Genomic DNA, 12295 nt, shown 5'->3' on the forward strand with positions numbered 1-12295 from the left:
CAAAGCGTTTAGCTTTTGTTACATTTTGTAAAAAATTCTGCTAGATTTTTTACATCTTTTAATTATTAAAGTTAAATTTGCCACTTTATGAAACAGCATCTACTGAAACAAAAACAAATTCTATTCTTTATTATAGCAGGTGGTTTGAGTGCTATAGTAGAGATAGGTTCTTTTAAGTTGCTTAGTATTATTATCCCACAATGGTTGCCCTTAGAACTAGATTTTATGGGCGTGCATTACCCTTTGAGTAATATTTTGTCTACTAGTAGTGGCATTATTACCAACTATTTCTTGAGTATTTGGTTTGTATTTCAGAGGGGCAAACATTCTAAGAAGAGAGAGTTCGCTTACTTTATGGGGGTTTCTGTTTTTTCTACTTTTTTGAGTCTTATATTCTTCCAAGTTTTCTTTTGGTGGGTTTTTGAAAGTTATCTTAAACTATGGTTCTTTACCTTCAGCCGAGAAATACTTAGCAAAGTATCAGCCATCGCTCTGGTATCTATACTCAACTATAGTGTGAAAAAACGAGTGGTATTCAACGGATAAAATTTTCAAAATTATGGTGGCACTGGTTTATCTATGGCGTTTATGGTTTGTGATACTAAACATTGTTCTAGTGCTAATACTAGGACCTTGGGTTTATCTTTTTTCATTTAGAAAGGGGCACTACAAAATTTGTTATTTTTTTATTAGACTTTGGGCGTTAGGCGTATTCTATGGTATGGGCTTTAGATACGAGTTGATTAAAAAAACTTCAAAAAGTCTTAATCCTAACATACAATACATCGTAATTGCCAACCATACTTCTGTGATTGATGTTATGCTGATGGTTATCTTATTACCTAATCACCCTATTTGTTTTGTAGGAAAAAAAGAATTGGTAAAAATCCCCATTTTCGGAACCATTTACAAGAGAGTAGCGGTGATGGTGGACAGAAACAGCCCGAAAAGCAGAGCCGAAGTGTACACAAGGTCTGCCGAAAGAATGAGAAGTGGACAAAATATGGTGATTTTCCCTGAAGGTGGCGTTCCTGATGACACAAGCATTGTTCTAGACAATTTTAAGAACGGAGCCTTCTCCCTAGCGGTGGAACATAGTATGCCACTAGCTATATTTACGTTCATCGGGCTTAAGGAAATGTTCCCTTTTGATAATTCTAAAGGTTATCCTGGTAAAATAAAAGTATTCTTGAATGAGATTATTGATAATCCTATAACCTATAATGTAGAGGAACTTAAAGTAAAGGCACATCAACTTATCAAAAACACACTAGAAGAAAACACTCTGTAATATAAAATAATAAATTATCTTTGCTCTTATAATTTTTAACAATGGAACAAAATACAGCACAAACCAAATGGTCTCAATTTATATCCCTAATTATTGTATTCTTCTTTTGGGGATTTGTAGCCGCAAGTAACGATATTCTTATTCCTGTTTTTAAGAAGAGTTTTACTCTTTCTCAGGTGCAGTCTCAACTAGTCGCGTGGGCGTTCTATGCGGCCTATTTCATAGGTTCGGTTATATTTTTCATTATATCGTTGTTTAGTGATATTCTGCAAAAATTTGGTTACAAGAAGACCTTAGCCTTCGGATTGGTAATTTCCGCGATTGGTGCCTTTTTATTTGTACCAGCAGCTAGTAATCATAGTTTTGGGTTCTTTTTAACAGCTTTGTTTATTGTAGGATTAGGATTTTCTGTTCAACAGATTGTTGCCAATCCTCTCGCTATTAAAATGGGAAGCCCCGAAACTGGTGCTCACAGACTAACCTTAGCAGGAGGCATCAACTCTTTGGGAACTACCATCGGTCCTATTTTATTAGGATTAGCTCTTTTCGGAACGGGAGGCAACGGAGATACTAGCCTAAACCTCAACGATGTTAAATTGCCGTTTATCATACTTGGTATTGCTTTTATACTAGTAGCGGTATTTATGCTATTTTCTAAAATAGAAGACCCCTCTAAAGACCTCACTTCAGATGAAGTAGATAATACAGATAAAGATTCCTCCTTCAATATCTTTAATTATCCGCAACTCCTATTAGGAATGCTTGCCATTTTCATTTATGTAGGTGTTGAGGTTTCTATTATTAGTAATTTACCTGCTTTATTACACACTGCAGAATTTGGTAATGTTTTAGAACATAATATTGCTCCTTTTGTATCGCTCTATTGGGGTAGCTTGATGATTGGAAGATGGAATGGAGGCATCAATGTTTTCAACACCTCGTCTTCTACTAATTTAGCTTTAAAATTTATTGTTCCGTTCATAGCATTCGGAATTATTTTAGGTGCTAACCATCTAAGTGGAAAAGATATTTCTGCATTTTACATTTACCCTATTTGGATTTTGATTTTTATCGTTATGAGTTTCCTAGGTGGCAAAAACGCAGGAAAAACACTAATGATTTTTGGCGTAGCTGGTGCAGTAATGATGATTTTAGGTTTATTTTACCCAGACAAAGAAATTGCTAAATATTTCTTTATTTCAGGTGGATTGTTTTGCTCTATTATGTGGCCTTCTATTTTTGACTTGGCAATCGCAGGGCTTGGTAAAAACACAGGTAAAGCCTCTTCGTTCTTAGTAATGATGATTCTAGGAGGTGGTGTTATCCCTTTGATACAAGGGTGGGTTTGCGACCACGACCTCACTTCTCCAAACGGAATTTTAGGAATGACTTATACGCATTTCTCGTACATTATTCCTGTGATATGCTTCAGTTATTTGGCATTTTATGGTTTCATTACTCCTAAAATCCTTAAAAAGAAAGGAGTTATCTTATCTGAGAACTCTAATGGTGCACACTAGTGATTTACATAAAAAGAAAAGATTTTGGGCAGGCGTTTTGTTTGCCCAATTTGTTTTATTCTATATTCTATCCAAAATTACTTTAGCCGTTGAATTCTTCAACTCTCTTTTTGAACTAAAAAAAGAAATACATCAATATCTTTCATCTTTGTTTCCGTTTTCTATTGGAGATATATTGTACATCGTTTTATTTGTAATCCTCATTTATAACTTAGTTTCAATATTTAAAAAGAAAAAACAATTATTACTAAAATTATTAGTGGGAGTTAATATATTCTATTTCATATATCAAAGTTTTTGGGGAATGACTTATTTTCAACCACCAATAATAAATCTTTTACCCAAAGAAGAACCTAGTATCAACGAGGCTAAAACTCTCGCTATTAAATACCTCAACTTATGTAAAGAAAGTAGAGCACAAGTCACCGAAGATTCTAACGGTATTTTTAAGATAAAAAATTTAAGTATTATAACCTCTGAAATTCTTAACCAACAGAAGCAACTTCCTTTAGGTTTAAACTCTAAAACAACAACTGACATCTCCAACTTCAAACCTAGTATTTTTTCCTTTATAATGAATGATACAGGTATTTTAGGATATTACAATCCTTTTTCTGCCGAAGCTCAATATACCCCTAATCTTCCTGACACCTATTTGCCATTTACTTTAGCCCACGAAAGTGCTCATCAGCTAGGTTACGCAAGGGAGCAAGAAGCTAATTTCATAGGTTATCTCATAGGAATCAATAGTGATAATATTGACCTAAAATATAGCACTCAATATTTTACTCTCAAAAGTTTACTTAACTCGTTAGTAGATACAGAACCTCAATTCGTTGAAAAAATCCTTAGTGAATATTCTGACGGAATGAAACGAGACCGAGCTTATGAGAAAGATTTTATAAATAAACATACAGGACTCATTTCTGATTTTTTCGGACTAACCAACCATCTATTTCTAAAGTCTAATCAGCAAGAAGGCAGAATTACTTACTCTTATTTCATTGAACTTTTAATCAAGTACGAACGACTTTCTATCACTAATTAAAAAGAGTCATACTGTAATAGCATGACTCTCTTAAAAACACAAATGATGAAAAAAAATATTACTCAAAGGAAAATTCCCTCCCTTTTCCTTAGGTCCCCCAAATATACATTTTTTTATTTATATTACAAATGCTAACAAATCATTTATGTAATGATTTATCATCAATCATTTATTTAGCAATGCTTTATAAAAAATCAATACGACTAACTTTACCCTTTCAATGACTTTAAGAAATGGTACTGTGAGAATTTGTTTATAATCATTTATTGTTAAATTTTGAACAAGACCTCTAGCACAGCCCTCTTGTAACATTTTTTTTATAATCCCAATAGCTCTTCGCTGCAAGATAACATGCATTTCGCTATCTCCTCTATAATAGAATAAAACTTCTCTCTCTTTATATAGTTGCATCAGTGACAACATCTTTTTTAAGTTCATTTTCGTATTGGTTATACTATTGTTAACCCTTCGATAAAAATATAATGGCTCATCATGAGTATAAACAACATTAAACTCTAAACCACGGTTTCCATATAAATCATTAAACAAAAACTCATCTTCATGTAACATTTTTTCTCTAAATCTCAATTCTTTGAATAAACTATGGGAATATAGTTTATTGCAAGTAATTACATTATTGACATGGTATACCTTGTTATAAAGTGTAGCAAAGAATTCATCTCTCGTAAACACTTCAAAAGAAGTTTCTTCTTTTAGAAGTTTAGTAGCATTAAATACTCCTGATATTTCTGCATAATCTGAAAACATATAATATTTACAACAGCTAACACTAGATTTAGTTTTTTGGATAAGATTATAAAGTATTTCCAAAAACTGCGGATGTATAATATCATCACTATCTATAAACGAAAAATAAATCCCTTTGGCATTTTCTATCCCCACATTGCGAGTGTTTGACAGACCTCCATTAGATTTATGTATTACCCTAACCCTACTATCCGTCATAGCGTATCTATCACAAATAGCTCCACTATTATCCGTAGAGCCATCATTTATCACTATAATTTCAATATTTCTATAAGTTTGATTAGAGATGGATTGTAAACATTCCTCTACATAATTTTCCGCATTGTAAACAGGTACAATTACAGAAATTAACGGATTCTCACCTTGACCTACATCCATAAATTAAATTTTCTATAATAAAAAAATCTATTCTTTTTGCTCTATTAACTATTATAAACCTTACTCTTTATTTCTTCAGTAACGAAACACAAATCATCGGGCATATTTGTTCCTAGCAAATACATATTTACAGATATTTTTTCCTTTGAATAAGCTGGTTGAATATAACTTTTATCCAAAATTACAAATCCGTTACGCTGGTAAAAATTCAATCTTCTAGAAGCCAATTCTCCTAAGCTATCAGGCTCTGATTCCAAGATTACCAATGGAAATTTATTTTTTAAATAATTCAATACTTGAGAGCCTAAATTTTGATTTCTAAAAGAAGTATATATTTCAAAATGTTCTACAAATAAGCATAAAGATAAATCCCACACTATAATATAACCTACACTATCTTCTCCCCTTATAATTTCTCTTATAGGAAAAAATTCTTTTCTAGCTAAAGCCCGAAAACCCGCTTCATCTCTGCGTTCGTCTTTTGGAAAAGTATTTATATAAGATTGACAGATTTTCTTTAGCTTAGTAATATTATTACTATCCACAGGCTTTATTTGTATCTCCATCATAAATCAAATACGCTAGGCCTTCTTACAATGAACATATCTTTTATCCAAAGAAGAAATGCCAACCCTAAATAAAGAAGGAAAAATACACCTGCCGTTGCAAATGTAGAATAAATGAAAAAAACTCTTAGCTTTGATACTGGAATTCCCAGCCTAGACCCCATTCTGGTAAGTACACCAAACCATTCACGCTCAAATCTATGTCTTAAATTTTCAAACATAAAGCCTCTATCTTTTTAAAAGTTGATATCCAATGCCGCAAGTTAGACATTTTTTCTGACTGCAAAAGTTTTTATACTGAAATAAATAAGCTTGACTATCCATCGCTGTCTTAACTGAAACCCCTAACGCTTCCCACTGCTCTATAATACTATTTTTTTCTGGTTTAATATCTTGGTAAAAATCTAAAATAGTTTCAGAAATTTCTTCCTCCGAATGTTTATGATAAGTATATTTTAAAGGGAGAACCGCATTAAGAATAACTAAATCCATGAAACTCTTCGTCAGTTTTTTAACTGATTTTTTATCCGTTGGTTTTCCGAAATTATAATGATTATCCCAATACTCCGATGCTTTAATTGGTGTAAACAATTCATAAAGTTCCTCAAGGCAAGACGCTTTAATTACCTTCGAAAATAAATTTTGATGCAAATGGTAAAGATGAGCCAACTGAGACAGCCTTATTGTAGGAAAATTCGCAGGTCTTAATCTTAAAAATTTAGGTGCTACAAAAGTGTCGCTCAACTGATATTTGGCTTTCAGAAAATCAAACTCTCTTTTCCATATCTCGGTTTCCGTATCGGAAGGTGTTTCTAGCCAGCCACTCAACCCGAAAAATAAGGCTTCTAATTGATTTTGATGGTGCCTTATTTTATTTACAATAGCAAAACCTACACTTTCCGCCATTTGTTTGAAAATGGAAGCGTTGATTTTAAGTCCAAAAGCATACGCTAAATTCCGAAACAAAATTTCTTCGTAATTATTTTTAGTTTTAGTAAGTTCTGTTTCTATTTCCAAGGATTTTTGGTCAAGTTTTTTGAGTAAAATTTCCTCTGAAAACTGAAACGGAATTTTAGAAACCTCTATCAACTTCTCACACGGAATAAACTCATTTTGAGCCTTTAACCGCTGATATTTCTCTAGTGTAGAAGTCTCTAAATAATCTTTAAGCTCTAATGTTGGGACATTTTTCTCAGCCAGCTCTTCCACATCTTTATCGTGAGTATAGACCACATGCAAAATAATATTATCGTATTGTCTATTCAAATGATGTTGATGTTTTTTATAATCCGAAGATTTCAAATGCAATTCTATACTCCCTGCTAAAACAATATTTTGATATTTAATTTTAGCAAACAAAAAATCGGCTCCTTCATCAGAATTCCATTGACCAAAATCTAAGACTTCTACCTTATTACCTTTAGTATCCTTAAAATCAAAAGTTTTAAAGATTTTAAAATTCCAAAGATATTGCAGTAGTTGCTCAGTCATACGAAAAGTTAAGGTTAGCTTTTAAAAGATTCTATTGTTTCACGATACATTTGCTCGTATTGTGGAAGAATATTTTTTAAATCAAAACGCAGGGCTACTTCTTTTGCTTTTTCTTTCATTTTTTGGAGCAAAGCATCGTCTTGCAAGAGATTGATGGTCTTTTTAGCCATAGTTTCCACATCGCCCACTTCCGTCAAAAAGCCTGTTTCTCCTTGTATGTTTACCTCTGGTATCCCTCCTGCATTACTACTAATCACCGCATTCCCTGCCGCCATTGCTTCCAACGCTGCCAAACCAAAACTCTCCTGCTCAGAAGGAAGCAGAAACACATCAGTACATTTTAAAATCTGGTACAAATCATTAGTTTTACCTAAGATCCTTATTTTGTCTATAAGATGTGGGTGAGCCATAAGAAAATCGTTAATCAGCTCCATATCAGGACCTTCACCAATAATAACCAGTTTACTTGGCACTTTTTCCTGCACTCTTTTAAATACCTCTAACACATCAGGAATTCTCTTAACTTTTCTTAAATTAGAAACATGAATCAGTAGTTTTTCGTCATCTTCCGCAAATTGTCTTCTACAACACCCTACAAAACTGTTATACAAATCGTTATCAATAAAATTTGGAATAACCTGTATTTCTTTTTTAATAGTAAAGGCTTTTAAAGTATCTTTTTTAAGACTTTCCGAAACAGAAGTTACTGCATCTGAATGATTGATAGAAAACTGAACCGCTGCCTTATAACTAGGATGTTGCCCCACCAAAGTAATATCGGTACCATGTAGTGTGGTAACTATGGGAATTAAAATACCTTCATCTCTCAGCATCTGCTTTGCCACAAAGGCTGCATAAGCATACGGAATAGCATAATGAGCATGTATGAGGTCTAATTTATAAAGTTTAACTACCTGATAAATAGCCGAAGACAATGCAATATCATACGGCTGATATTTAAACAATGGATAGGTTTCAACATTTACTTTATGAAAAAAAATGTTGGGATTAGTCATATCCAACCGTGCGGGAAGGTTAGAACTAATGAAGTGTACCTCATAACCTTTTTGAGCTAAACTCATTCCTAATTCGGTAGCCACAATACCGCTTCCTCCATAAGTAGGATAGCATAAAATACCTATTTTCATTTGCCTTTTAATATTAGTTTTTAACTTTAATACTACACTCATCCCCACTATTCACTGCTTCCACATCTATTCCCTCTCCTTCTTTTAAATCTTGATTTACCACCACAGGAAGTCGCCCATGTATTTTAGTTTTACCTAAAAGTCCTTTAGCTGTAGCTTTCATAGACAATTCATTATTTTCATAAGCTACAAGTACCGTTGGATAATTCTTTATATTTATATCTCTCAAAGCGTAAGGACTACCAAATACTACTAATATCAACTGGTGCTTAGCTGCTACCTTATCCAAAATTGCCTTAGACTTCGCCGATATTTTATAAGGTTTATATGCTGTGCTATTATCCTTATGAAGCCCAACGATAATTGGAGTATTTTGAGGTAAAGTATTTAATTTATCTTCTGTAATAAGCTCTACTTCTCTTCCGTTTTGAAGTTCTTTAATAAAGTCTTGATAAGGAGCTTCCTCCAAAGGTAAATAATAGTATTTTGATGATTTTAAAGGTAGAGCTTTTGCCTCATCTTTTATCAATGTTAAAGCGTTGGCGTATAGCTTTTCCGTTAATTTTTGATGAGTATCATTATTTAAATCTCTTTCTATGTTATTGGCATCAATGGGTTTAAAATCTTGTAGTCCTAATAGATACTTGGCCTCCAAAATTTTCATAACCGACTCTTTTAGTCTATCTTGAGAAATCTCGCCAGACTGCAAAGCCTTCTTAATTAACCTTTTACCAGAAGGTACATCTTGAGAGAACAGCATAATATCATTACCAGCTTTAAAAGCCCTTAAATCTAACTCTCCTGGATTGAACCTTTTTGCAACCGCATTCATATTAAGAGCATCGGTAATAATAAGCCCTTGATAGCCGTACTTATTTTTCAGCAAATTAGTTACAATATTATACGAAATAGAAGCTGGAATTCCCTTTTGGTTTTCCAAAGACGGAACATAGAGATGAGCCACCATAACACCGCCTATTTTTTTATCCATAAGTGCTTTAAATGGAGCTAACTCCACTTTATTAAGTCTGTATAATGAATGATTAACTACAGGTAAATCCAAATGAGAATCGGTATCGGTATCCCCATGACCTGGGAAATGCTTAATACTTGCCAAAACTCCATTATCCTGCAAACCATAACTGTAAGCCAACCCTTTCTCTATCACTTTTTTCACATTAGACCCAAAAGAACGATTACCTATAATGGGATTGATAGGATTGGTATTAACATCTACTACAGGAGCAAAGTCCCAATAAATTCCCATTCTTTTACAATCTTCAGCTATTTTGGCTGCCATTTCATAAATAAGCGTATTATCCTGAATCGCCCCAAGCGTCATTGCCCAAGGGAACTTATGTGCTATTGGAAGCCTTTGGTAAAGTCCCCACTCTGCATCCATACCTATCATCAAAGGTACTTTAGATTTACCTTGAAGTTCGTTTACTAGACTTATATGCCTACGTGTATCATCTTGCATCAATATAAGCCCTCCTATATTTTCCTTCTCCACCAATGTCTTGACTTGACTGATGAAAGGTTCCCCTTTATTAGTATATAATGCGACAATAAAAAGTTGCCCTATTTTCTCGTCTTCAGAAAGTTGTTGATAAGTTTTTTCAGCATAAACTTTGGCTTCTTTTTTTAGTATTTCAGTATTATTTTTAGGTATATATTGTGCTTTATTATTCCCAAAAATAAAAAATAACATCGCACAAACTAAGACTGTTCTAACATTTATATTCATTATACTCAAAGAAATTAGTTGGACCACAACAAATATACAATTTTATTATAAGCCTACTATTAAAAAAAATAAGAGCATCTTTTTAGTAAAAAAGAGCTCTTTAACCTTATATAATTGATATTATGATTATTTATTATCTTCTAGCAGGTGTCCAAAGTAAGTTTTTTTTACTTTTAAATAATCTGCATTAACTTCATTAGATGGTATCTGTAAAGGAACTCTCTCATTAAGCTTTATTGTACTATCCTCTACAAATTTCAATTTATCTGGATTATTAGTAAGCAGATTAATTTCTTTTATACCCAAACTGGTTAACATATCAATCGCTACACCAAAATCTCTCCCATCGGCAGGTAGTCCCAAATGTAGATTTGCCTGTACAGTATCCATTCCTTGCTCTTGTAAAGCATAAGCCTTAAGCTTATTGATAATCCCTATATTTCTACCTTCTTGCCTCAAATAAAGAATAATACCACCATTCTTCTGCATGTACTGCATCGCAGCATCTAGCTGCTGTCCACACTCACACTTTTTAGAATGAAATATCTCTCCAGTAATACACTCAGAATGAAACCTCACATTGACCACCTTAGAAAAGTCTGTATTTTCTGCAATCAACGCAATATGTGGTGTCCAATCCATTTCATTATCAGAAAATGCAATCATTTTAAAAACACCAAAATCGGTAGGGATATTAGCCTCAGCCTGTATTTTCAACATAAAATCAGTATGCCTTTACTTAAAAGTTATCAGAAGATGTTTTTATTGACTCTAACATAGTAATATTGGTCTTGATTTTAACCAAATAAAAATTAAGAGCTTCATCTTCTTCCAAAGAAAGATTTTTCCTCAGCCCTTGAAGTTTTTTGTAACTCTTTTGCAAACCGTCTAGCGTTCTTACCTTTCTATTTTCGTTGTGTTCCCTAAGTGCATAAAGATACTCAGAAACATTGAACTTTATTAAATCTATATGTTTATTTATTGCCGCATCTGAAAACCTCGGAAGTTTATCTGCCGCTGTTGATAGTTCAGAAGCATACTTTACTTGGCTAACATTCACACTTGCACTCATAACTATGGTGTCAGGTGAAGTTTTTGCCTCTCCTTTAGAAACAATCCCTTGTGAAAGAGGAGACAAGTTAACTTGCTCTACAGAACAAGAAACCAGTAAAAATATAGTGAATACTAAGGGTAAGAGATTTTTAAACATTTTTCTTTTGATATAAAACTGGGTTTAGACTATCATCATTATACATTTTCATTTGCTTATAAGTCTTTATTTTGTTGTTACCGCTCTCTATATCAAATAATAATCTATCTATAGCTGTGCTCAAGTCTACCTTCTGCTCCTCAAGAACAGCCAACTTATTAGAACACTTCAGTTTATGTTTCTCGTCTGCTGTATCTCTTAAGGTTTCTATCTTCATATGATAAATCTTAAGAGCTAATATAGACAATCTGTCGATAGCCCATGCTGGACTTTCTGTATTGATTTTAGCATCTTCCTTAGGCTTCACAGATTTATATTTTTCTAGAAAATAATCATCTATATACTCTACCAAATCTGTTCTATCTTGGTTAGATGAATCTATTCTCCTTTTAATCTTTAAAGCTTTCTCAGGAGATATGTTTTCATCACGAATAATATCCTCTAAATGCCACTGAACGGTATCAATCCAATTCTTCGAATACAAAAGTCGTTCCAAAGTATTTTCAGAGAACGGATTAGACTCAACTGCATCTACATCATCTGTTTTATGATAGTCTATAATAGCTTGATTAAAAATATCCCAAGCTTTTTCAGAAAAACTCATTTAATTTAAAATCTTACTTTTTAATTATGATTTTTTATTTTCTTCCTCTGTTGAAGGTTTGTTTTTATCATCTTCCTTTACCGCGTCTTTAAACTCTTTAATACCTGAGCCTAAGCCTTTCATAAGTTCTGGAATCTTCCTTCCTCCAAAAAAAAGCAATAATACAACCACGATGGCAACAATTTGCCAAGGTCCTATTGCTCCAAGAATAGCTACTAACATATATTTATCTTTATAGTATTAAAAACAAAATTTTGGTAAAGATAGCAAAATTTATACATATAAACTAATACGCTATCCTTACCAAAATTTAACCTTCTAATAGATTTGCTCTACTTTTTCTCTTCTTCTGTTGAAGGTTTTTCTTCCTCCTTTACTGCATCTTTAAATTCCTTAATACCTGAACCTAAACCCTTCATCAGCTCCGGAATCTTTTTCCCTCCAAACAATAAGAGTAGTATAACCAACACTATAAATATATGTTGTACCGATAGTGCTAAAATAGTCGTTAACATAATTTATCT

General features: G+C 33.0%; 15 protein-coding genes. 4 read left to right on the top strand and 11 right to left on the bottom strand.

The annotated features are described in order from the left end of the window. The first annotated feature begins 87 nt into the window (after nucleotides 1-87). From D1J36_RS02165 to D1J36_RS02180, 4 genes are read left to right on the top strand one after another with little or no spacing between them, the layout of a single operon-like run. Nucleotides 88-546: a GtrA family protein gene (locus tag D1J36_RS02165; RefSeq protein WP_014937461.1), complete on the top strand. Its 459-nt coding sequence runs from the start codon at nucleotides 88-90 to the stop codon at nucleotides 544-546. A gap of 13 nt (nucleotides 547-559) precedes the next feature. Then, nucleotides 560-1291 carry a lysophospholipid acyltransferase family protein gene (locus tag D1J36_RS02170; RefSeq protein ID WP_154137270.1) on the top strand — a complete coding sequence of 244 codons (732 nt, stop codon included), beginning with the start codon at nucleotides 560-562 and terminating at the stop codon, nucleotides 1289-1291. 41 nt (nucleotides 1292-1332) lie between these two features. Then, nucleotides 1333-2811: an MFS transporter gene (locus D1J36_RS02175; protein ID WP_154137271.1), complete on the top strand. Its 1479-nt coding sequence runs from the start codon at nucleotides 1333-1335 to the stop codon at nucleotides 2809-2811. Further along, entirely contained in the window at nucleotides 2801-3859 is a 1059-nt protein-coding gene (locus D1J36_RS02180; RefSeq protein ID WP_252339435.1) for a DUF3810 domain-containing protein, read from the top strand. The genes D1J36_RS02175 and D1J36_RS02180 overlap by 11 nt, the downstream gene beginning before the upstream one ends. A gap of 165 nt (nucleotides 3860-4024) precedes the next feature. Here D1J36_RS02180 and D1J36_RS02185 read toward each other — a convergent pair whose 3' ends face one another. From D1J36_RS02185 to D1J36_RS02235, 11 genes are all read right to left on the bottom strand, one after another. Then, on the bottom strand, nucleotides 4025-5005 hold the full coding sequence (locus D1J36_RS02185) for a glycosyltransferase family 2 protein (RefSeq protein ID WP_154137273.1): 981 nt from the start codon (nucleotides 5003-5005) through the stop codon (nucleotides 4025-4027). A gap of 44 nt (nucleotides 5006-5049) precedes the next feature. After that, entirely contained in the window at nucleotides 5050-5550 is a 501-nt protein-coding gene (locus D1J36_RS02190; RefSeq protein WP_252339412.1) for a GNAT family N-acetyltransferase, read from the bottom strand. Between the two features lie 20 nt (nucleotides 5551-5570). After that, entirely contained in the window at nucleotides 5571-5792 is a 222-nt protein-coding gene (locus D1J36_RS02195) for a PspC family transcriptional regulator (RefSeq protein ID WP_154137275.1), read from the bottom strand. A 7-nt stretch (nucleotides 5793-5799) separates the two neighbouring features. Beyond that, nucleotides 5800-7062 (bottom strand): DUF2851 family protein, encoded by a 1263-nt coding sequence (locus D1J36_RS02200; RefSeq protein WP_154137276.1) that lies wholly within the window; start codon nucleotides 7060-7062, stop codon nucleotides 5800-5802. Nucleotides 7063-7076: 14 nt separating this feature from the next. Continuing rightward, complete coding sequence (gene bshA, locus D1J36_RS02205) at nucleotides 7077-8210, bottom strand: N-acetyl-alpha-D-glucosaminyl L-malate synthase BshA (protein WP_154137277.1); 1134 nt, start codon at nucleotides 8208-8210, stop codon at nucleotides 7077-7079. Between the two features lie 13 nt (nucleotides 8211-8223). Beyond that, nucleotides 8224-9921 (bottom strand): glycoside hydrolase family 3 protein, encoded by a 1698-nt coding sequence (locus tag D1J36_RS02210; protein WP_154137302.1) that lies wholly within the window; start codon nucleotides 9919-9921, stop codon nucleotides 8224-8226. A gap of 162 nt (nucleotides 9922-10083) precedes the next feature. Next, on the bottom strand, nucleotides 10084-10677 hold the full coding sequence (gene ribA, locus D1J36_RS02215; protein ID WP_154137278.1) for a GTP cyclohydrolase II: 594 nt from the start codon (nucleotides 10675-10677) through the stop codon (nucleotides 10084-10086). 19 nt (nucleotides 10678-10696) lie between these two features. Beyond that, entirely contained in the window at nucleotides 10697-11167 is a 471-nt protein-coding gene (locus tag D1J36_RS02220) for a hypothetical protein (protein ID WP_154137279.1), read from the bottom strand. Next, on the bottom strand, nucleotides 11160-11771 hold the full coding sequence (locus D1J36_RS02225) for a DUF4254 domain-containing protein (protein WP_154137280.1): 612 nt from the start codon (nucleotides 11769-11771) through the stop codon (nucleotides 11160-11162). Before D1J36_RS02225 ends, D1J36_RS02220 begins: the two co-directional genes overlap by 8 nt. A 24-nt stretch (nucleotides 11772-11795) precedes the next feature. Continuing rightward, on the bottom strand, nucleotides 11796-11993 hold the full coding sequence (locus D1J36_RS02230) for a Sec-independent protein translocase subunit TatA/TatB (protein WP_154137281.1): 198 nt from the start codon (nucleotides 11991-11993) through the stop codon (nucleotides 11796-11798). Between the two features lie 110 nt (nucleotides 11994-12103). Next, nucleotides 12104-12286, bottom strand: a complete 183-nt coding sequence (locus D1J36_RS02235; protein ID WP_154137282.1) for a Sec-independent protein translocase subunit TatA/TatB — start codon at nucleotides 12284-12286, stop codon at nucleotides 12104-12106. Nucleotides 12287-12295: the final 9 nt, after the last annotated feature.

Origin of the sequence: Riemerella anatipestifer (assembly GCF_009670965.2) — a bacterium.
In the GTDB taxonomy this organism is placed as follows: domain Bacteria; phylum Bacteroidota; class Bacteroidia; order Flavobacteriales; family Weeksellaceae; genus Riemerella; species Riemerella anatipestifer_B.

What these genes read in the sequence shown, in the direction of transcription:
- D1J36_RS02170 (WP_154137270.1), top strand. Translation starts at nt 560, where the DNA reads ATGGTGGCACTGGTTTATCTATGGCGTTTATGGTTTGTGATACTAAAC.
- D1J36_RS02235 (WP_154137282.1), bottom strand. Translation starts at nt 12,286, where the DNA reads ATGTTAACGACTATTTTAGCACTATCGGTACAACATATATTTATAGTG.
- D1J36_RS02230 (WP_154137281.1), bottom strand. Translation starts at nt 11,993, where the DNA reads ATGTTAGTAGCTATTCTTGGAGCAATAGGACCTTGGCAAATTGTTGCC.
- bshA (WP_154137277.1), bottom strand. Translation starts at nt 8,210, where the DNA reads ATGAAAATAGGTATTTTATGCTATCCTACTTATGGAGGAAGCGGTATT.
- D1J36_RS02220 (WP_154137279.1), bottom strand. Translation starts at nt 11,167, where the DNA reads ATGTTTAAAAATCTCTTACCCTTAGTATTCACTATATTTTTACTGGTT.
- D1J36_RS02185 (WP_154137273.1), bottom strand. Translation starts at nt 5,005, where the DNA reads ATGGATGTAGGTCAAGGTGAGAATCCGTTAATTTCTGTAATTGTACCT.
- D1J36_RS02225 (WP_154137280.1), bottom strand. Translation starts at nt 11,771, where the DNA reads ATGAGTTTTTCTGAAAAAGCTTGGGATATTTTTAATCAAGCTATTATA.
- D1J36_RS02200 (WP_154137276.1), bottom strand. Translation starts at nt 7,062, where the DNA reads ATGACTGAGCAACTACTGCAATATCTTTGGAATTTTAAAATCTTTAAA.
- D1J36_RS02165 (WP_014937461.1), top strand. Translation starts at nt 88, where the DNA reads ATGAAACAGCATCTACTGAAACAAAAACAAATTCTATTCTTTATTATA.
- ribA (WP_154137278.1), bottom strand. Translation starts at nt 10,677, where the DNA reads ATGTTGAAAATACAGGCTGAGGCTAATATCCCTACCGATTTTGGTGTT.
- D1J36_RS02195 (WP_154137275.1), bottom strand. Translation starts at nt 5,792, where the DNA reads ATGTTTGAAAATTTAAGACATAGATTTGAGCGTGAATGGTTTGGTGTA.
- D1J36_RS02175 (WP_154137271.1), top strand. Translation starts at nt 1,333, where the DNA reads ATGGAACAAAATACAGCACAAACCAAATGGTCTCAATTTATATCCCTA.
- D1J36_RS02210 (WP_154137302.1), bottom strand. Translation starts at nt 9,921, where the DNA reads ATGTTATTTTTTATTTTTGGGAATAATAAAGCACAATATATACCTAAA.